This window comes from Brachybacterium zhongshanense, assembly GCF_055385755.1.
The window spans coordinates 3,376,992-3,395,555 of the sequence record NZ_AP043790.1; the positions used below are offsets into that span (position 1 = coordinate 3,376,992).

Sequence of the window (18,564 nt, forward strand, 5' to 3'; positions counted from 1 at the left end):
GCGCCCGTGCCCCGTTTCACCCGCGAGCAGGTCCGGCGACGCCAGCTGACGGTGCTCGCCATCGGGGCGGTCCTCGCGCTCGTGCTCATGGGCGGCTGCACACGCCTGCTGATCGGGGCCCTCACCGGGGACGACGACTCCGCCGACGGGGCGGCCGCGTCCCAGCGCACCCCCTTCGCGGCCGACGACACCGCCATGTCCGTGACGGCCATGCCCGAGGACGCCGCCGCTCTCGCCCAGCTCCCCGACGGCGTCGAGCTCACCGCCGACGAGGTCATGGGCATCGACGTCTCCGCCCATCAGCAGCAGATCGACTGGCAGCAGGTGCGCGAGGACGGGTACGTGTTCGCCTACATCAAGGCCAGCGAGGGGGCGAGCTTCGTCGATGAGCGCTTCGCCGAGAACTGGGAGGGGGCGCTCGCCGCAGGCGTCACCCCGGGCGCGTACCACTACTTCACCCTCTGCTCCACAGGGGTCGACCAGGCTGCGGACTTCCTGACCGCCGCCCCTCCCGACGATGCCGCCCTGCCTCCGGCGATCGACCTCGAGCTCGACGGCTCCTGCACCGAGCGCCCCGAGCCCGCCGACGTCCGCGCCGAGCTTGACGACTTCACCGCCGCTGTCGAGGAGGCCTGGGGGCGGAGGCTCGTGGTGTACTCCTCCGCGCAGTGGCGCGACACGTACGGGCTCCCCATCAGCGAGGGCCGCGTCGACTGGCTGTTCTCGGCCGGTGCGCGCCCCGAGACGACGGACTGGGCGCTGTGGCAGCTGCGCTTCGACGGGACGGTCTCCGGCATCGAGGGCGACGTGGACATCGACGTCGCCCGCATCGAGACGCTGCGCGGCGGCTCCACCATCCCCGACGGCGACGGCGCCCTGACCACCGCCGACGACGTCTAGACGAGCCCGCTGAGCAACCCTCGGACAGCTGCCCGGGCTCGTGGAGGGATCCTCGCGCCCTGCTGTCAGGACGCCTGCTCGATGCTGTCAGGACGCCTGCTCGATCTCCTCGCGCAGCGCGCCCTCGACCGACCAGTCCGCCGTCGACTGCACACCGTCGATCACCACGACCGGGGTGCCGAAGTCCTGCTCCGAGGCCTCGGGCTCGACGACGTCCTCGAGCCACGGGATGTAGGTGCCCTCGGCGACGTCGTCGGAGACGTCCAGCCCGGTGGCCTCCTCGATGATCGAGATCAGCTCGTCGTCGGTCAGCCCTTCAGCACCCGGCTGGTTCGCGTACAGCGCCGACTCGGCATCCCACCAGGCCTCGGGATCCTGGGCGTATGCGCTCAACGCCGCGTTCGCGGCACGGCCGGAGTACCCGGTCGGGGTCGACCGATCGTCCAGCATCGGACGCGGATGGGCTCGCAGGGTGATCGCCCCAGCCTCGGCGAGCTCCTGCAGGTCCGCGCCGTTGACGTCGTGGAAGGTCGCGCAGTGCGGGCAGAGGAAGTCGAGGTAGACGTCGACGACGGGCCCGTCATCGCTCGTGCTCAGCTCGATGTAGGTCTGGTCCGCGGCGACACCGGGTGGGGTCTCCACGGTGTCGGAAGAGGCCTGCGCGGTGCCCGAAGAGGCCTGCGTGTCAGCAGTCGTAACGCTGCCGGAGTCCGCGCTGCTCCCGGAGCCGCCGGAGATCACCAGCACCACCACGATCGCGACGACGATGAGCCCGGCCAGGGCTGAGAGCCCGACGATCAGGGGTCTGCGGGAAACCTGCTGGGGCATGCGAACTCCGTGGGATGGTCGGCGGCCCGAGAGACCGGATGCGAGCGGGTGGGCTGAATCGTGCAGATGGGTGTGCCTGCCGTGGCGGGCGGGGAAGCCTGCCGTGGTGGGTGGGGAAGCCTGCCGTGGTGGGGACCGGACGGGAGGGGCCCACCAGAAGCGCCCGCGGGATACGGGGACGGAACCACTATCCGCGTCGATCCTCGGGATCATGAGGGCCTTCGTCCCGCGACCGGCGAGTCGGCATGGGTGCAACTGCTCGCGCCTGAGGCAGCGGAATCCCGAGAACAGAGGCCGACGACGTCGCCATCACCCTGATGACCTGCCCGGACCTGAAGGAGTTGGCCTGCCTGGACGTGATTGAGTTGGCCTGCCTGGACGCGAAGGAGTGGCTCGGCGGAGCCGCTGCCGTGCTCACGGATGCCGCAGGCGACGACTTGATCGTCCTCGACGACGGTGGCACAGGGATCGGGCGTCGATCGGACGTCGATGGGTCGTCTCGACGAGAGCTGGGGCGCGCTCTCCACCGGCAATCTGCTGATGCCTGCACCGTCGGAGCGAGATCGACTGGGTCTGCGGGTGCTTTTGGACCGGGATCCGGGCGTAACTGCTGAGAATGGGACTCCAGGTGGACCCTGAACCCCTGAGAGGGCTTGAGGTCACGTCACAGTCCCTTTTTCAGCAGCACCCCCCCATGACTCTGAGCCATCAGCGCCCCAGCACCCCCGGCAGCACCCCAGCACCCCCGGCAGCACCCCAGCACCCCCGGCTGCACCCCGGCACCCCAGCAGAAGCCCCAGCTCAGGGTTGGAGGCGGCGGCGGGTCCAGGTGCCGTCGGGGGTGAGCTCGAACTCGATCCGGTCGTGCATGCGGTGGGCACGGCCCTGCCAGAACTCGAGGCGGACGGGGAGCAGCCGGATCCCGCCCCAGTACGGAGGACGCGGGACCTCTCGGCCGGCGAAGCGCTCCTCGGCTTCGGCGTACTGGGCCTCGAGGTCCTCGCGGGATCCGATGGGCCGGGACTGCCGGGAGGCCCAGGCTCCCAGCTGCGATCCGCGCGGGCGGCGCGCGAAGTACGCATCGGACTCCTCATCGGAGACCTGCTCCGCACGACCCTCGATCCGCACCTGCCGCTGCAGCGGATACCAGGGGAACAGCAGGGACGCCTGCGGGTTCGCCGCCAGCTCGCGTCCTTTCGCGGACTCGCGGCTCGTGTAGACGACGAAGCCGCGCTCGTCGCGCCCCTTGAGCAGCACGGTGCGCGAGCGCGGACGGGGTGTCCCGTCGGGGTCGATGGCGACCGAGGAGAGGACCACCGCGGACGGGTCGGAGATGTCCCCCTGCAGGTCGCGACGGGTGAAGGCGTCGTCGAGCCAGGCGTCGAACAGTGCGAGAGGATCCGCGGGGGCGCTGTCGGCGAGGCTCCCGGCGAGATAGTCGACGTGCTCGAGCGGCAGACGATCAGCCCGCTCGACCGGCTGCGCACTGCGGATGTCGTCGCCCGTCGAGCCGTGCGGGGATCCGGGGGAGGCGGAGCCATGGGGCGTGCTCATGGCTGGATCCTAGGCCGCGGCGGGGCCTCGGCGGAGACGGATCCACGGCGGAGGGGGAGCTGCCGGATGCCTGTCCGGTTCGGGCTCAGGCGGTGGCGAGGCGGCGGGGCCGCGAGCGGTGGCCCCCGAGGACGCCGCGTCGGGAACTGCGCCGGCGATCGCGACGGTCATCGCTGCGGTCCCTCGAGAGGCCTCCGCGCTGTGCGCTCTCCTGGCGTCGCGATGTCGAGCTCTCGGTCGGCAGGGAGAGCTCCGCGGAGTCGATCTGCAGGATCGTGGGATCGATGCCGCGGGCAGCGGCACGGGATCTGATCGCGCGGATGGTGCGCAGGGACTCGACGTCTCCCCACAGCTCGGGCAGAGGACGGTAGTCGATCATCCGCGGGTCGTCGGCGGTCGTGTCATGGCGGGTCCGGCTGGTGGCGATGGCTGCGTTCCTCATGACTCGAGGTTCCCGCCGATCAGGGTGCGGACGCGTCCACCGGCGGGCGCGACCGCGTCAGACTGCGGGTGGATCTCGGGTCGCGGGCGGGGGGACCAGAGGACGGGGCCTCCAGCCGGAGGCGGGCCGGCCCCGGGAAGGGACCGGGGCCGGGGCCGATCGTGCTGTCCGCGGGGCCGGCTCGAGTGCCGGCCCCGCTGCAGTGCCAGCTCTGCTCGGCTGACGGTCAGACGGTCAGACGGTCTCCACCTGGTCGAGATAGACGGAGGTCTGGCCCGAGCCGCTGCACGAGGAGACGAACTGGACGCCGATCTCGCGGACTGCATTGAGGCCGGAGACCGAGGAGAGCGGCAGGGTCAGGGTCGAGCCCGACGTCGACACGGCGACCGCTCCGCCGTCGGCCCAGGCCCAGCTGCTGCCGGTCTTGACGTAGAGCTTCGCGGAGAGCCCGCTGCCGACGTCGCCCCAGGTGGCGCGTCGGACGGTGGCGCGCAGGGTGCTGGCACCGCTGAGGTCGTCGTCCGCGGTGAGGCGCACATAGTGCTCGGAGCCGCCGGACATGATGATGTCGGCCTTCAGCGAGGACGAGCCGGAGGCGGACCACTCGTCGGACTGCCAGGGACCGCCGTGGAGGTTGTCGCCGCTCCAGGATCCGGCGCCGCCCTCGAAGTCGGCGATGGTGCCGACGGTCGAGCCGCCGTCACCGCCATCATCGTCGCCGCCGTCGCCACCGTCGTCGCCACCGTCGTCGTCTCCGCCGCCGAAGACGGATGCCTCCGTCGAGGTCTCGCGGATGCCGTCGGCGCCGTCGATCAGGCGCTCGCCCCAGGCGGTGGGGGAGGAGGCGTCGAAGCCGGTGACGATGTCGAGGTACTCGACTCCGTCTCCGTTGCCGCTCCAGGACCATCCCAGGTATCCGATGCCGCGGCTGGTGGTCTCGGAGAGGATCGTGTCCTCGTCGACGTCGCCGTCGGAGTGGGTGTCGCCGAACTCGCCGACGACCAGCGGCAGGCCCGCTGAGTCGAAGGCGTCGAGGTAGTCGGTGATCGCCGAGGCGTCCCCGTAGACCCCGTACATGTGCACGGAGAAGATCGTGTTCCCGTCGGGGTCGGCGGAGGCGACGGTCGCGGCGCCGTCGCGCATGGTTCCCGACCAGTCCTGACCCCAGTTCGGGGCGTCGACCATGAGCGCGTGCTCATAGCCGATCTGGCGCATCCGGGCGACCGCCGCGGAGGTGTCCGAGACCCACGGGGAGGCGGTGTCGTTGCCCAGCGGCTCGTTGCCGATGTTGATGATGACGCGGTCCTCGGTGCCGGCGAGGGTCGACTGCAGACCCTCCCAGTAGTCGACGGCGGCGTCGAGCGGGACCGCGTTGGGGGCGTAGGCGGTGTCGCCGTAGCCGGTGGTGTCGTGCACCTCGAGGATCGCGATCAGCTTGTTGCTGGCGCAGGCCGCGACGATGGAGGAGACCTCCGAGGCCGTGGTCTCGGTCCACTGGTCGCCGCTGGAGAGGACCACGCGGACGGAGTTCGCTCCGGTGGCCTTGATCCCGGCGAGGGCGCCGGTGGTCTCCTCCGGGTACCAGGCGTGGGCATGGTTGATGCCGCGCAGCACCAGATCGGTGCCGTCGGCCTCCACGATCCGCGCCCCGGAGACACGGATCCCCGGATCTGCGCCGACGGCGGCAGGGGCGGTGGTCGCCGAGACCGCCGCGGTGCCGAGGGCGAGCAGGCTCGCCGTGCCGGCGAGCGCGGTGCGGCGCGAGAGAGGTGTGGTGAGGATCGACATCATTGTCCTTTCGTCGGAGACACCACAGTGAGGTCGCCGAAGAAAGAGACTCAACGGATATATCGGACGTCGTGCGGATCCGTGCGGGCCGGTGCGGTGAGACCCGAAGGAGCCCGCCCGCCGTGCGGTCACGTCTCGTGGACGGGAGTCCTCACCGCACCATGCGGATGTCCTCGATGCCGCCGAGGTGCTCCTCGGCCTGGTGGGCGCCGTCGGCCTCGAAGCCGAGCTTCTCGTAGAAGCGGCGGGCGCGCGGATTGTCCTCGGCGACCCAGAGGCTCGCAGGGGTGTCACCGATGACGGCGCAGACCAGGCTGCGGGCCAGACCGCTTCCCCACCAGGCGCGGTCGACGTACAGCAGCGACAGCTCGACGTCGCGCACGGGGACCGCATCGCGCACCGGCCAGGAGGCGGCGAGCCCGACGGGCGCTCCGGAGGCGTCGCGGCCGATGCGGTAGATGCCCGAGTCGTGGGCGGTAGTGCCCGGGGTCAGCCATCGCGTCCACTGCTCGGTGCGGTGGGCGACGGCGTCCTCGTCGAACCATGATCCGTCCAGCAGGTGCGCGTACGCGTCGCGCCAGCCCTCGACGTGGACGCGGGCGATCGCGGGGGCGTCCTCGGGCAGCGGGACGTCGATCGAGAAGGGGAGGGCGGGACCGGGCACGGCTGGCATTGTGCACCTCGCACCGCCGGAGCGCACATCGGGTGCTCGAGCGCACATCGACGGCCCGCTCGCATCAGCCGCCTGCGCGCCGCGTCCACCTGCACCGGGGGTCGGGACGCAGGTCCCGTTTGCGCCTCGGAGCGAGCCTGCTATGGTTCCGTGTCGAACGACAGAGTTCGCCGAAATGCGATCTCCGCGTCCATGGATTGTCATCCCCCGTCCCTGGCGAGGGAGCAAGACCTGGGCCCCGTGCCGTGCGCTCCCGCGCACCCTGGGGACCGGGTCTTTTTTCATGCCCGGACGTCGGTGAGCGCGGTCGTCCGCATCACCCGTCCCACCTGCCCCATCTGCCCATCACCATTCCACCCAGGAAGGATGCGAGGACGCATCATGAGCACCTCCTCATCCGGCTCCTCCGGGTCCGGCTCGATCGCCGAGGACATCGTCCGCGGCGTCGGCGGACCGGAGAACATCGAGAGCCTGACCCACTGCGCCACCCGTCTGCGCTTCCAGCTGCATGACGGCGACCAGGTCGACCGCGAGTCCCTCGACTCCCTCTCGGGCGTCATGGGGACCGTCCCGCAGTCCGGCGACCGCTTCCAGGTCGTCATCGGCGGGGCCGTCGCCAACGTCTACTCCCAGATCATGAACCTGCCGTCGATGGCCGACGGCGGAGCCCCGCGCAAGCAGACCGATGCCGAGGTCAAGGCTGAGATCCGCGCCAAGGGCAAGGGCCGCTTCGCATGGCTCGACAGCTTCTTCGAGTACCTGTCGGACTCGTTCCGCCCGCTGATGGGCGTGCTGCTCGGCGCCTCGCTGATCATCGCGATCGCCTCGGTCCTCGACGCCGTCGGCCTGATCGACTTCCATGCCGAGGACAAGTCCGCCACCTGGGTGTTCGTCGACGCGATGTGGCGCTCGGTGCTCTACTTCCTGCCGATCATGGTGGCCTACAACGCCGCGAAGAAGCTCCAGATCGACGGCTGGGTCGGTGCGGCCGTGATGGCTGCGGTGATGACGCCTGACTACCTGGGCCTGCTCGATGGCACCGCGCCCGGCGTCACCTGCACCACCAACGAGCTGCTGGGCACCGAGCAGTGCGTCGCCGAGGTGTTCGGCCTGCCGATGCAGCTGAACGACTACGGCGGCCAGGTGTTCGTGCCGCTGCTGATGGTCGCCCTGCTCGCGCTCGTCTACAAGGGCCTGCAGAAGGTCTTCCCCGCGAACGTGCAGCTGGTATTCGTCCCCTTCATCTCGATGCTCGTGATGATCCCGGTGACGGCCTTCCTCATCGGCCCCCTCGGCATCTGGGCGGGCAACGGCCTGGGCTCCGGTCTGGCATGGCTGAACGGCAACGTCCCGCTCGTCTTCGCGATCCTCATCCCGCTGCTGTACCCGTTCCTGGTGCCGCTGGGCCTGCACTGGCCGCTGAACGCCCTGATGCTGCAGAACATCAACGCCCTCGGCTACGACTTCATCCAGGGCCCGATGGGCGCCTGGAACTTCGCCTGCTTCGGCGCCACCGCCGGCGTGCTGCTGCTCTCGATCCGCCATCGCGAGACCGAGATGCGCCAGACCGCCACGGGCGCTCTCGCCGCGGGCCTGTTCGGCGGCATCTCGGAGCCGTCGCTGTACGGCATCCATCTGCGCTTCAAGCGCATCTACCCGCGCATGCTGGTGGGCTGCCTCGCGGGCGGTCTGATCGTCGGCCTGCTCGGCGGTGTGAACACCGGCATCTTCGCCTTCACCTCGCTGCTGACCATCCCGGTCTTCGACCCGATCCCCACCTATGTCATCGCGATCGCCGTCGCGTTCGTCGTCGCCATGGTCCTGGTGTTCGTCTCGGACTACATGACCCCGGAGCAGCGCGCCGAGGCCAATGCGAAGCGCGACGCCGCCGAGGCTGCTGAGGCCGCCTCCGCCGCCCCGGCCGCCGCTGAGGCGGAGGAGCGGGTGCTGGCGACCGTCGGCGCTCCCGCCGCCGAGGCGGGTGCCTCGGCTCCCGCCCAGTCCGGCTCGCCGGCTCCCGCTCAGGCGGGTTCGTCGGCCGACGGCGCTGCGCAGGCAGATGGATCGGCCGACGGATCGGCCGACGGGGCCGCCGCCGCGGCGAACCCCGCCGGGGACGCCGGCGAGATCGTCATCACCGCGCCGGTCGCGGGTCGCCTGGTCCCGCTCGACGAGGTCTCCGACCCGGTGTTCGCCTCCCGCGCCCTCGGCGAGGGCGTCGGCATCGAGCCGAGCGACGGACGCATCGTCTCCCCGGCCGACGGCCTGCTGGTGTCCGTCGCCCAGACGGGGCACGCCTTCGGTCTGCTGGCCGACGGCGGGGCCGAGGTCCTGGTCCATGTCGGCATCGACACCGTCAAGATGGAGGGCAAGGGATTCGACGTCCGCGCCGAGCAGGGGCAGAAGGTCCGCAAGGGCGATCTTCTGGCCGTGGTCGACCTGGACGCGATCAAGGAGGCCGGGTACGACTCGGTGACCCTGCTGACGGTCCCCAACACCGCGACGTTCACCGCGGTCGAGCCCGCGCCGTCGAAGGACGTCGCGAGCGGGGAGACGGCGGTCGTCGTCCGCCGCTGACCCGGAGGCCGCGCTGACCCGCGGCCCGGCCATGACCGTGCAGGTCCGGTGCGCGTACCCTCGTCGGACGAGGGTGCGCGCACCGGCGCATGCGGGCCGCTCGGGGTCGAGCCGGTGGCGCCGCGGGGACGGCCGGACGGGCGCATTCTCGATGAGGAGAGGAGAGGTGCAGAGCCGATGAAGGTGCTGAGGGTGCTCAACAACAACGTCGTGCTCTCGCGTGACGACCGGGGGCAGGGCGTCATCCTCACCGGTCGCGGCATCGGGTTCCGCGCCCGGCCGGGGGACCCCGTCGCCCCTGAGAAGATCGTCCAGGTCTTCGTCCCGGCCGACGGGCGGGACCCCGACCATCTCGCCGAAGCCTTCGCGATGATCGACCAGGAGATCCTGCGGGCCGTCGTCATCGCCCTGCGGGAGACCGGCATCGAGGGGCCCGAGTCCTCGCGCCCCACCCTCGCCATCGCGGTCGCCGACCATGTGGCCGGGGCCCTGGACCGGCTCCGCAGCGACCTGGAGATCGAGTACCCGCTGCAGGTCGAGGTCCAGACCCTGTATCCCGACGAGTACGACCGGGCCCGTCGCCTGCTGGTCGAGGTCAATCGTCGCGTGGATCCCAAGCTCCCCGACCACGAGGCCACGGCGCTCGCCCTGCACCTGGTCAACGCCGGCTTCTCCACCGGCGACCTCTCCTTCACCTACACCATGACCGGCGTCATCCAGCAGATGCTCGCAGTCGTGGGGGAGCGCTTCGGCATCGAGGTAGACCGCCACTCGATGGCCGCCGCCCGCTTCATCACCCACGTGCGCTACATGTTCGTGCGCATCCAGCAGCACCGCCAGCTCGACGGCCAGGAGTCCGTCATCGGGCGCACCATCCGCGAGGCCTACCCGGAGGCCACCCGCACCGCCGAGCAGCTCGCCGTCATCGTCCAGCTGCGGATGGGCGATGAGCTCTCGCCCGACGAGGTCTCCTACCTCGCCCTCCACGTCGCCCGCATGACCATGGAGGCCGAGGTGGTCTCCGCGATGCGCGAGGACGAGCTCCCCGCGCCGTCGTCGACGACCTCCACTGAGCAGACGATGACTTCCACCCAGTAACTGGAACCCGTAGTATCAGGTAACGTTCCGCGCATCGCCGCCCAGGAGCATCGCCCGCCGCGGCGGAGCGCGCACGCCGCACACGCTCGTCCCAGACATCGTCGTCGAAGGAGAACCCCCGTGCCCGAGGCCGTCATCGTCGCCGCCGCCCGCTCGCCCATCGGACGTGCCCGCAAGGGCTCGCTGAAGGACGTCCGCCCGGACGATCTCGCATCCCAGATGGTCCGTGCCGCCCTGGACCAGGTGCCGCAGCTCGACCCCGCCACCGTCGACGACCTGCAGCTGGGCTGCGCCATCCCCGAGGGGTATCAGGGCGGCAACCTCGCGCGCACGGTCGCGATCGACCTGGGGCTCGACACGGTCCCCGGGGCGACCGTGACCCGCTTCTGCGCCTCCTCGATCCAGACCACCCGCACGGCCTTCCATGCGATCGCCGCCGGGGAGGCGAAGGCCGTGATCTCCGCCGGGGTCGAGTCGATCTCGATGAGCTCCGGGATGCTCATGGACGACGACGCCCGCGATCCCCGGTTCCGGGAGGCGTGGGAGCGCACCGCGAAGCGCGCCTCCCGCGAGATCCCCGCCCCGTGGCACGATCCCCGCGAGGACGGCGCGCTGCCCGACGCCTACATCCAGATGGGCCAGACCGCCGAGAACGTCGCCGAGCTGCGGGGCGTCTCCCGGCAGGCGCAGGACGAGTACGCGGTGCGTTCGCAGAACCGGGCCGAGGCCGCGATCGCCTCCGGCTTCTTCGCCCGGGACATCACCCCCGTCACGCTCCCGGACGGCACGACCGTCAGCGCCGACGACTCCCCGCGGGCCGGCGTGACCCTCGAGGCCGTCGGCGGGCTGGACCCCGTCTTCCGACCCGACGGCACCGTCACGGCGGGCAACTGCTGCCCCCTGAACGACGGCGCCGCCGCGCTCGTGCTCATGGAGGCGCAGCACGCCCGCGACCTGGGCGTCCAGCCGCTCGCCCGGGTGGTCTCCACCGGGGTGTCGGGACTCAGCCCCGAGATCATGGGCCTCGGGCCCGTCGAGGCGACCCGGCGTGCGCTCGCCCTGGCCGGCATGAGCATCGGCGACATCGACCTGGTCGAGCTCAACGAGGCCTTCGCCGCCCAGGTCCTCCCGTCGGCCGACGACCTCGGCATCGATCACGACCGTCTGAACGTGCACGGCGGGGCGATCGCGCTCGGACACCCCTGGGGGTCGACGGGCGCCCGCATGACCACCACCCTCCTCCATGGCCTGCAGGAGCGCGACGGCGCGCTCGGCCTCGCGACGCTGTGCGTCGGAGGCGGACAGGGCATGGCCCTCATCATCGAGAGGATGTCCTGATGACCAGCCACAGCGACCGGAGCGCCGACAGCGCCATCACCCGCGGCTTCGCCACCCCGGCGGGGGACACCTTCCCCGCCTCCTCGGCGCCCGCCGATGCTGCAGCACCCACGGGAGCCGAGACCGTCGCCCCCGCCGGTGACGCGGAGTCCGTGGTCCCCGCAGCGGGCGGTCTCGGACCGGGTCCGGTGGTCTCGCGGCCCGCGGCCGACGCCCAGAGCCCCGCGGAGCTGCTCCCCGTCGAGGCGGACCACTTCGCCCTCTTCCAGGACGTGTCCGGGGCCGACCTCGAGGCATGGAGGGCGGCGCGCGGATTCGTCCGCCGTCTCGACCTGCTCGAGGAGTCGTGGGAGAAGGGGGAGTACCCCACCGAGCTGATCGGCGAGCTGGGCGCGGCCGATCTGCTGACCGACGGCCTCGACCTGCCGGGCCGTCGCAGGCTCTCGCCGCTCGCCACGGGCCTGGTGAACATGGAGCTCAGCCGCATCGACGGCTCGCTGGGCACGATGGTCGGCGTGCAGGGCGGGCTCGCGCTGCGCTCGATCGTGCTGCTCGGCTCCGAGGCGCAGAAGGAGCGCTGGATCGAGCCGCTCGCGCGCGGTGAGGAGTTCGCGGCCTTCGCGCTGACCGAGCCCGACCACGGGTCCGACTCCGTCTCCCTCGAGACCGTCGCCCGCCGCGACGGCGACCAGTGGGTGCTCTCCGGCGAGAAGCGCTGGATCGGCAACGGGGCCGGCTGCCGGCTGTCGGTGGTGTGGGCGCGGGTCGACGACCCGTCCGACGAGGCCCTCCACGGCCAGGTCTCCGGGTTCCTGGTCGACCAGGCGCTGCCCGGCTACGAGGCCGAGGTGATCCGCGGGAAGGTCGCGCTGCGCGCGATCCATCAGGCGCACATCCGCCTGTCCGAGGTGCGGATCGGCCTGGACCAGCGCCTCCCGGGCGCCCGCTCCTTCAAGGACACCTCGCGGGTGCTGTTCGCGACCCGCGCGGGCGTGGCCTGGGGAGCGCTCGGGCACGCGACCGCCTGCTACGAGGCGGCCCTCGAGCACGCCCGCACCCGGATCCAGTTCGGCCGCCCGCTCGCCAAGGCCCAGCACGTCCAGGTGCGCCTGGCCGACATGCTGCAGACCCTCACCTCGATGCAGCTGTGCTGCGTGCGCCTCGCGCAGCTCGAGGAGGCCGGTGCGGTCACCCCGCAGCAGGCCTCGCTCGCGAAGGTGCACTGCACGCGCGGTGCCCGCGAGATCGCCTCCGACGCTCGCGACCTGCTCGGCGGCTCCGGCATCCTGCTCGAGAACCGCGTGGTCCGCCACCGCAGCGACATCGAGGCCCTGCACACCTACGAGGGCACGGACACGGTCCAGTCGCTCATCGTCGGCCGTGCGATCACGGGGGTCAGCGCCTTCGCGTGATGCTTCCGCGCCGACCGCGGTCGATCAACCGATCGACCTGTTCATCGAGCGGAAGCCACTTCTTCGCGTATTCGACCACGGGCAGCCTTCATAGAGAAGATCAGCCCGCGCCTTGCGGCAACGGGCTGATCATGATGCATCGATGGTAGCACGGGCATATGGCCACGGGAAGCTGACGAAGCTGACATCGACGTCTCGTCGGGCTGGTGGAAGGGATGCGCCCCTCCGCGAGCTCGGGCTCGCAGATAAGGTTGCCGCATCACCCCGGAGAGCACGGAGAGCACCGGGGGAGCGCGGGGGAGCACAGGAGACGGGGGCGGCCATGTCCGGATCGATGCATGCGCGAGCACGGCGGCGGCCGCGCCGCGAGCTGGTCCGGGTCGGCGCGGTCGGTGCCGCCCTCGGCCTGGGCGGGCTGCTCGTCGGCTGCTCGCCGTCGGCGGACACCGGGCCCGGGGCCGACGACGACCTCGGCACCGAGCCCGAGAGCATTCACGAGACCGCCGGTCTGGGGCTCTCCGCCCCTGAGAGCGGGACGAGCGCCGGAGTGCTCGTGACGGCGGAGGGGCTCTACCGGCTGGGCGCCGTCGGACTCGTCGACCGGCTCTCCGCCACGGTCATCGAGGATCGTCTCAGCCGGGCCCTCGGCTCCGATGAGGACGTCGTCGCCCCCGAGGGGGAGGCGTTCCTGATGGCGTCGATCAGCGTGGAGAGCGTCTTCTGGCAGACGGCGAGCGCGGCGAGCGCTGTGGGCGCGGCCCGGGTCGACGCAGGAGCTTCCTCGTCGGCCCGCATCGTCGTCACCCGCGGCGGCGAGGAGACCTCCACCGGCATCACCCTGTGGACGTCCGACATGGCCTGGCTGATGCGGGTGCCGGCGGACCCGGCCCCCGCCGATGCCGTCCTCGAGGTGGAGATGGACGGGAGGATCCAGCGGCTGAGCCTCGTCGACGGTTCGCTGATCAGCACCGACCTTCCGGATCTCTACGGACGCTCCGAGGTCGCGGACCATGGGGGCGGCGAGGACGACGTCGCGGACCTCTACCTCGATGCCGAGGACGAGCACGGGAGCACGGATTCCGTCGTCCTCGCGATCCGGAGCGTGTGGACGACGCCGCTGTCGGACCTCCTGGGATGGGCGGAGGAGGGGAGGCAGCATCTCGCCGTCGGCTTCGACACCGAGCAGCGGATGCGCCGAGGGGCCGACGGCGCCCTCGTGTCCTACCCGATGCGTCCCGCCGGATGCACGGCGGCGCCGGACGGGGAGGAGGCGGCCGAGCCCCTGCTCCTCGAGCACGTCCAGCGCACCGAGTCCTACGGCCGGTACGAGGGGGACTCGTGGACGGCCTGGTTCTCCGTGCCCTCCGGATTCGAGACGGCCCAGGTGACCGTCGGAGCCGAGGCGCTGCCCCGCCGCGAGGGCCTCGCCGAGGCGCTCGGCATCGGTGACGGTCTCCGCATCACCGTCACCGGCACCCCGACCGCAGGAGGAGCCTCATGACCCCGCGACCCCTGACGGTCGCCCGGCCCATCGACCGCTTCCGCCCCGTCGGCACTCCCGTCGCCCGCCCCGTCGGCCGTCGTGCCCTCCTGGGGCGGGGCGCGCTGGCCCTGGCAGGTGCCGGGACGGCGTCCCTCGCGCTGGCCGGCTGCGCGGGCGACGAGCGCACGGACGCCGGCATCGCCGTCGTCCTGCCCGGCCGCAGCTCGGCCGTCGACGGACTCGAGACGCTGCCGACCGATCTCGATCACGCGATCGAGCTGCCGGGACTGCGCTGCCGCGTGGAGTCCGCCGCCCTGCTGGACTCCCTGCCGCGCACCGTCGCCGCGGGCCTCGGCCTGCCGGCGCCCTCCGACGACGAGGCGGAGACCTGGCTCCCGGCCGACGGCGAGGCCTACCTGGTCGCCGTCGTCGTCGCCGAGGGCCCTCGCACCATGGACGCGCAGTGGCCCGAGGGGGCGGAGTACACCGACCGGGCCGTCATCGGCGGCGAGGAGGTGGCCAGCGTCCTCGGGCCGCTGCTGCCCGCGTCCGCGGACCTCACCCCGGACCGTCAGGCGAAGACGGTCGTCGCCTCCGTCCCCGCCGATCTCGCGGCCGGCGATGCGGTCCTCGAGCTCGCCGACGGCGAGGTGGTCCAGAGCATCAGCCTGCTCGACGGCACCCGCATCGCGAGCACCATCGAGGGCTGGTACGCGCAGGTCGCGACCGCCTCCCCGGAGCACATCGCCTGGGAGCGCTACGACGACCGCTTCGACGGCGGGCCCGTCCTCGCCGGCTGCGTGGTCGACGCCGTGATCCGTCCCTCCCGCATCGACGGCACCTGGCCGGCCGACGGGCGCCTGATGCTCGGCGTCGGCCTGTCCCTCCTCGAGCCGATGCCGGGCGGTGAGGAGACCAGCACCCTGACCCTCGTGCTGCCCGACGGCAGCGAGGCCGAGGCGGAGACGGATCCGTCGGCGGCCTTCGCCTCGGCCGGCGCGACCCGCGCCTGGTTCGAGGTCCCCGGCGACCTCGAGACGGCGACCGTCCGCCTCGCCCTCTCCCTCGACGTCGACGGGGAGGCGCTCGACCAGGGCACGGAGGAGATCGCCCTGACGATCACCCGGGAGGACCGGTGACGGCCCCCGCGCCCCGCCGTCGGGTCGTCGTCCTCGGCGGAGCCGCTGCGGCGGCGGCCGCGCTGGCGGCGCTCGCCGGCTGCAGCCGCGCCGACAGCCGGTACGAGACCTTCGGCGAGGACCCTCGCCCGATCAGCACGGCCCGGGCCACGACGCTGCTCGAGCCCGTCGGCGACGGGGCGCAGGCGCTGATCTCCCCGCTGGGCACCTGGCGGGTGCGCGGCACGCACCTCGCCGACCGCTTCGACGCGGCGGACGCCCAGGCCCTCAGCGGCGTCTGGACTGACGGGGGAGGCGACGCCGTCGCTCCCGACGGCGAGCAGTTCCTGCTCGTGCGGATCGAGGTCGATGCGCAGTGGTGGGGCGGGCCGACGGCCGCGCCCTTCGTCCCGTCCGCCTCGCCGCAGGCGCGGGCGCGGATCGAGGCCGACGGCGCGAGCGAGGACATCACGGGCTCCGGGACCGGCACCTATCTGCTGCGCGTCCCCGAGGATCCGTCGGCCTCCGATGCTGTGCTCGTCGTCGAGTCCGACGAGGTCTCGCAGCAGCTCAGCCTGATCGACGGCACCCGCGTCTCCTCCGACGTCGAGCTGCTCTACGGCCGCCACGACGAGGTCACCGCCATGGACGGCGACCGCGAGCTCGCGGGCCTGTACGAGCTGGACCGCGACCTGGATGCCGAGGGCCCGGACGGCGAGTGGAGCCGGCTCGTGCTGTGGATCCGGAGCATCTTCACGGTGCCGGTCGACGTCGACGGCAGCTGGCCCGAGGTCGGCATGCAGTTCCTCCGGGTCGGCCTCTACCTGCAGCAGAGCGTCTCCGGCACCGACGACGATCCCGCGGAGGAGACGGGGGAGCGCGAGCAGGCGCAGGCGCTGCTGCGCCGGGCCGTGCTCGAGCTCGACGACGGCACCGTCCTCGAGCAGACCGAGCTCGCCCCCGAGTCCGAGGCGCTCGCCGGTCTCTGGCTGCGCTTCGAGGTGCCCCTCGACGTCGACTCGGCGCACTGCACCATCGAGCTCGACCCCCTCGACGCCTGGGACGGCCTCGCCGACGAGCTCGCCGATGCCGCCGTCGTCGAGGTCGACCTCTCCTTCGCCCCGGGCCCGCGGTCGGTCGCCTGAGGCGTTCCTCTGACGGGGCAGGTCAGGCGATGCGGATCGGCAGCGCCCGCTCCAGCTCCGCGCGCCACGGCGCGAGGTCCCAGCCCTGGGCGGCGACCCAGTCGTCGTCGAAGTACGTGTCCGTGTAGCGGTCGCCCGGATCGCACAGCAGCGTGAGCACCGAGCCGCTCTGGCCGCGCTCGCGCATCTCGGCGATCAGCCGGGCAGCCGCCACCAGGTTCGTGCCGGTCGACGCCCCGACCCGTCGGCCCAGACGCTCCGACAGATGCCGGGCGGCCGCGACCGAGGCGGTGTCGGGCACCCGGATCATGCGGTCCACGACGCCCGGCACGAAGCTCGGCTCCATGCGGGGCCGGCCGATCCCCTCGATCCGCGAGCCGGTGGCGGTCGTGAGCGTCGGGTCCTCGTGCGTCCAGCCGTCGAAGAAGGCGGACCCCTCGACGTCGGCGACGCACAGGCCGGTCGGCAGGCGCCGATAGCGCAGGAAGCGCCCGAAGGTCGCGCTCGTGCCCCCGGTGCCCGCGCCGACGACGATCCAGCGCGGCACCGGATGCGGCTCAAGCTCGAGCTGCGCGAGGGCGCTGAGGGCGATGGAGTTGTTGCCCCGCCAATCGGTCGCCCGCTCGGCGTGCGTGAACTGGTCCAGGAACAGTCCGCCCAGCTCATCGGCCAGGCGCTGCGCCTCGGTGCTCATCTGCTCGGCCCGCTCGACGGTGTGGCAGCGTCCGCCGGCGGCCTCGATCAGCCCGATCTTGCGTGCGCTCGTCCCGCGCGGGATCACGGCGACGAAGGGGATGTCCAGCAGACGCGCCACATGGGCCTCGCTCACCGCGGTCGACCCTGAGGACGCCTCGATCACCGGCATCCCCGGGCGCAGCCAGCCGTTGACCAGGGCGAACAGGAACAGGGAGCGGGCGAGGCGATGCTTGAGGCTGCCGGAGGCATGGGTCGACTCGTCCTTGAGGTAGAGATCGACGCCCCAGTCCTCGGGCAGCTCGAGGCGCAGCAGATGAGTGTCCGCGGAGCGGCGGTCGTCGGCCTCCAGGCGTCGCAGCCGCTCGGCGACCCAGGCGCGCAGCTCGGCATCGCTGCGGTCCACGTCCTCGAGCCCGCCCAGCAGTCCCGGCGCCGCGGTCACCGGGCGTCGGCCGTCGGATCCGCGGGGGTGCTCGGTGCTGCGGGAGCGCTCGGGTCCGTGGAGGTGCTCGGGTGCCGCGTCGGCATGCGGTGTCGCATCGTCGTCCATACGGTGACGGTACTCGTGCTCCGGGACCGTGCAGCAGACCCGTGCGTCAGGCCTGTGCAGCGCGCTCAGGAGGGTGTGCGCACCGCCCCGAACACCAGCTCGCGGCGAAGCGCGAACCCGAGCTTCTCGTAGGCCCGGATGGCTCCGACGTTCGACGCGGAGGCATGGAGCATCGGACGGTCTCCCCTCTGCAGGATGCCGAAGGCGACATCGAGGACGATCCGCGAGGCGAGGCCCCGCCGACGGTGCTCGGGATCCACGCAGACCGCGCTGATCTCGGTCCATCCATCGGGATGCAGGCGCTCGCCCGCCATCGCCACCAGGCGACCCTCCCGTCGGATGCCCGCAAAGCGGCCCAGCTCATGGGTGCGAGGCAGGAACGGGCCCGGCTGGGTGCGCTCGGCCAGCGAGAGCATCTCCGGCACGTCCACCTCACCGAGCTCGATCGCCTCCGGATCGGGCGAGGCGAACAGATGCTCCGTCGCGACCAGCTGCACCCCGGGGATGCGGAAGACCCAGGGCCAGTCCGACGGGGGCTCGCGGTCGGTGTGGGAGATGCTCACCTGGGCGTCCGGACCGAAGAGGTCGAGCATCGCCTCCCACAGGTCCGGGTGGTCCCAGTCCCTGACACCGACGAACGGCGACACGTCCTCGGGGTAGCGGAGCACCAGATCGCCGCCGATCGCGAGATGGGCATGGGCGCCGGTCAGCGCGGACCATACGGGGTTGTCGAGCACGGCGTCCTCAGCCCACGCGGCGTCGAAGGGCGGCGCGGTCGAGGGATCGGGAGGCAGCTCGGGTGCGGCCGTGGGACCGGGTGCAGTCGTGGGTGGAGGCAGGGGATCCGGCGCGCCGCCGGGCGGCAGAGGACCGGATGCAGGGGAGAGGGCGGAGAGAGGGCCTGTGGATCGCGGTGATCCGATGGCGGTCATCGATGACGAGTCCTTCCCGGCGTTCAGAGC

Annotated in this window: 15 protein-coding genes; 8 read left to right on the plus strand and 7 right to left on the minus strand. The window is 72.1% G+C overall.

The window, feature by feature from the left end:
- Positions 1-6: 6 nt before the first annotated feature.
- A complete protein-coding gene (locus tag ACZ5AJ_RS14985; protein WP_464135841.1) occupies positions 7-900 on the plus strand; it encodes a GH25 family lysozyme in 894 nt (297 codons plus the stop codon).
- 87 nt (positions 901-987) lie between these two features.
- Here the strand turns inward: ACZ5AJ_RS14985 and ACZ5AJ_RS14990 are convergent, their stop codons facing one another.
- The 5 genes from ACZ5AJ_RS14990 to ACZ5AJ_RS15010 all read right to left on the minus strand — a co-directional run bounded on the left by ACZ5AJ_RS14990 (position 988) and on the right by ACZ5AJ_RS15010 (position 6,176).
- Positions 988-1,728 (minus strand): DsbA family protein, encoded by a 741-nt coding sequence (locus ACZ5AJ_RS14990; RefSeq protein WP_464135842.1) that lies wholly within the window; start codon positions 1,726-1,728, stop codon positions 988-990.
- An 801-nt stretch (positions 1,729-2,529) separates the two neighbouring features.
- Positions 2,530-3,282, minus strand: a complete 753-nt coding sequence (gene pdxH / locus ACZ5AJ_RS14995; RefSeq protein WP_464135843.1) for a pyridoxamine 5'-phosphate oxidase — start codon at positions 3,280-3,282, stop codon at positions 2,530-2,532.
- Positions 3,283-3,367: 85 nt separating this feature from the next.
- The gene (locus ACZ5AJ_RS15000; protein WP_464135844.1) at positions 3,368-3,724 is read right to left on the minus strand and encodes a hypothetical protein; all 357 of its coding nucleotides are present in this window, start codon (positions 3,722-3,724) and stop codon (positions 3,368-3,370) included.
- Positions 3,725-3,958: 234 nt separating this feature from the next.
- Entirely contained in the window at positions 3,959-5,512 is a 1,554-nt protein-coding gene (locus ACZ5AJ_RS15005) for a glycoside hydrolase family 5 protein (RefSeq protein WP_464135845.1), read from the minus strand.
- Positions 5,513-5,663: 151 nt separating this feature from the next.
- The gene (locus ACZ5AJ_RS15010) at positions 5,664-6,176 is read right to left on the minus strand and encodes a GNAT family N-acetyltransferase (RefSeq protein WP_464135846.1); all 513 of its coding nucleotides are present in this window, start codon (positions 6,174-6,176) and stop codon (positions 5,664-5,666) included.
- Between the two features lie 390 nt (positions 6,177-6,566).
- On the opposite strand from ACZ5AJ_RS15010, the gene ACZ5AJ_RS15015 reads away from it, so the two are divergent.
- The 7 genes from ACZ5AJ_RS15015 (at position 6,567) to ACZ5AJ_RS15045 (ending at position 16,356) form a co-directional block, all read left to right on the plus strand.
- The gene (locus tag ACZ5AJ_RS15015; RefSeq protein ID WP_464135847.1) at positions 6,567-8,762 is read left to right on the plus strand and encodes a glucose PTS transporter subunit IIA; all 2,196 of its coding nucleotides are present in this window, start codon (positions 6,567-6,569) and stop codon (positions 8,760-8,762) included.
- Positions 8,763-8,939: 177 nt separating this feature from the next.
- Positions 8,940-9,860 carry a PRD domain-containing protein gene (locus ACZ5AJ_RS15020; protein ID WP_464135848.1) on the plus strand — a complete coding sequence of 307 codons (921 nt, stop codon included), beginning with the start codon at positions 8,940-8,942 and terminating at the stop codon, positions 9,858-9,860.
- Positions 9,861-9,980: 120 nt separating this feature from the next.
- Positions 9,981-11,198, plus strand: coding sequence for an acetyl-CoA C-acetyltransferase (locus tag ACZ5AJ_RS15025; protein ID WP_464135849.1), 1,218 nt, complete (start codon positions 9,981-9,983; stop codon positions 11,196-11,198).
- The gene (locus tag ACZ5AJ_RS15030; RefSeq protein WP_464135850.1) at positions 11,198-12,610 is read left to right on the plus strand and encodes an acyl-CoA dehydrogenase family protein; all 1,413 of its coding nucleotides are present in this window, start codon (positions 11,198-11,200) and stop codon (positions 12,608-12,610) included. The genes ACZ5AJ_RS15025 and ACZ5AJ_RS15030 overlap by 1 nt, the downstream gene beginning before the upstream one ends.
- Positions 12,611-12,932: 322 nt before the next feature.
- Positions 12,933-14,111, plus strand: a complete 1,179-nt coding sequence (locus ACZ5AJ_RS15035) for a hypothetical protein (RefSeq protein ID WP_464135851.1) — start codon at positions 12,933-12,935, stop codon at positions 14,109-14,111.
- The gene (locus ACZ5AJ_RS15040; protein WP_464135852.1) at positions 14,108-15,232 is read left to right on the plus strand and encodes a hypothetical protein; all 1,125 of its coding nucleotides are present in this window, start codon (positions 14,108-14,110) and stop codon (positions 15,230-15,232) included. Before ACZ5AJ_RS15035 ends, ACZ5AJ_RS15040 begins: the two co-directional genes overlap by 4 nt.
- A complete protein-coding gene (locus ACZ5AJ_RS15045; RefSeq protein WP_464135853.1) occupies positions 15,229-16,356 on the plus strand; it encodes a hypothetical protein in 1,128 nt (375 codons plus the stop codon). The genes ACZ5AJ_RS15040 and ACZ5AJ_RS15045 overlap by 4 nt, the downstream gene beginning before the upstream one ends.
- 22 nt (positions 16,357-16,378) lie before the next feature.
- Here ACZ5AJ_RS15045 and ACZ5AJ_RS15050 read toward each other — a convergent pair whose 3' ends face one another.
- Positions 16,379-17,602, minus strand: a complete 1,224-nt coding sequence (locus ACZ5AJ_RS15050) for a PLP-dependent cysteine synthase family protein (protein ID WP_464135854.1) — start codon at positions 17,600-17,602, stop codon at positions 16,379-16,381.
- A 65-nt stretch (positions 17,603-17,667) separates the two neighbouring features.
- Positions 17,668-18,534, minus strand: coding sequence for a GNAT family N-acetyltransferase (locus ACZ5AJ_RS15055; protein ID WP_464135855.1), 867 nt, complete (start codon positions 18,532-18,534; stop codon positions 17,668-17,670).
- Between the last annotated feature and the right edge of the window lie 30 nt (positions 18,535-18,564).

Bases quoted from the DNA above. Each gene is read 5' to 3' on its own strand.
- ACZ5AJ_RS14990 (WP_464135842.1), bottom strand. From the start codon at position 1,728: ATGCCCCAGCAGGTTTCCCGCAGACCCCTGATCGTCGGGCTCTCAGCC.
- pdxH (WP_464135843.1), bottom strand. From the start codon at position 3,282: ATGAGCACGCCCCATGGCTCCGCCTCCCCCGGATCCCCGCACGGCTCG.
- ACZ5AJ_RS15000 (WP_464135844.1), bottom strand. From the start codon at position 3,724: ATGAGGAACGCAGCCATCGCCACCAGCCGGACCCGCCATGACACGACC.
- ACZ5AJ_RS15005 (WP_464135845.1), bottom strand. From the start codon at position 5,512: ATGTCGATCCTCACCACACCTCTCTCGCGCCGCACCGCGCTCGCCGGC.
- ACZ5AJ_RS15015 (WP_464135847.1), top strand. From the start codon at position 6,567: ATGAGCACCTCCTCATCCGGCTCCTCCGGGTCCGGCTCGATCGCCGAG.
- ACZ5AJ_RS15020 (WP_464135848.1), top strand. From the start codon at position 8,940: ATGAAGGTGCTGAGGGTGCTCAACAACAACGTCGTGCTCTCGCGTGAC.
- ACZ5AJ_RS15030 (WP_464135850.1), top strand. From the start codon at position 11,198: ATGACCAGCCACAGCGACCGGAGCGCCGACAGCGCCATCACCCGCGGC.
- ACZ5AJ_RS15035 (WP_464135851.1), top strand. From the start codon at position 12,933: ATGTCCGGATCGATGCATGCGCGAGCACGGCGGCGGCCGCGCCGCGAG.
- ACZ5AJ_RS15040 (WP_464135852.1), top strand. From the start codon at position 14,108: ATGACCCCGCGACCCCTGACGGTCGCCCGGCCCATCGACCGCTTCCGC.
- ACZ5AJ_RS15050 (WP_464135854.1), bottom strand. From the start codon at position 17,602: ATGGACGACGATGCGACACCGCATGCCGACGCGGCACCCGAGCACCTC.
- ACZ5AJ_RS15055 (WP_464135855.1), bottom strand. From the start codon at position 18,534: ATGACCGCCATCGGATCACCGCGATCCACAGGCCCTCTCTCCGCCCTC.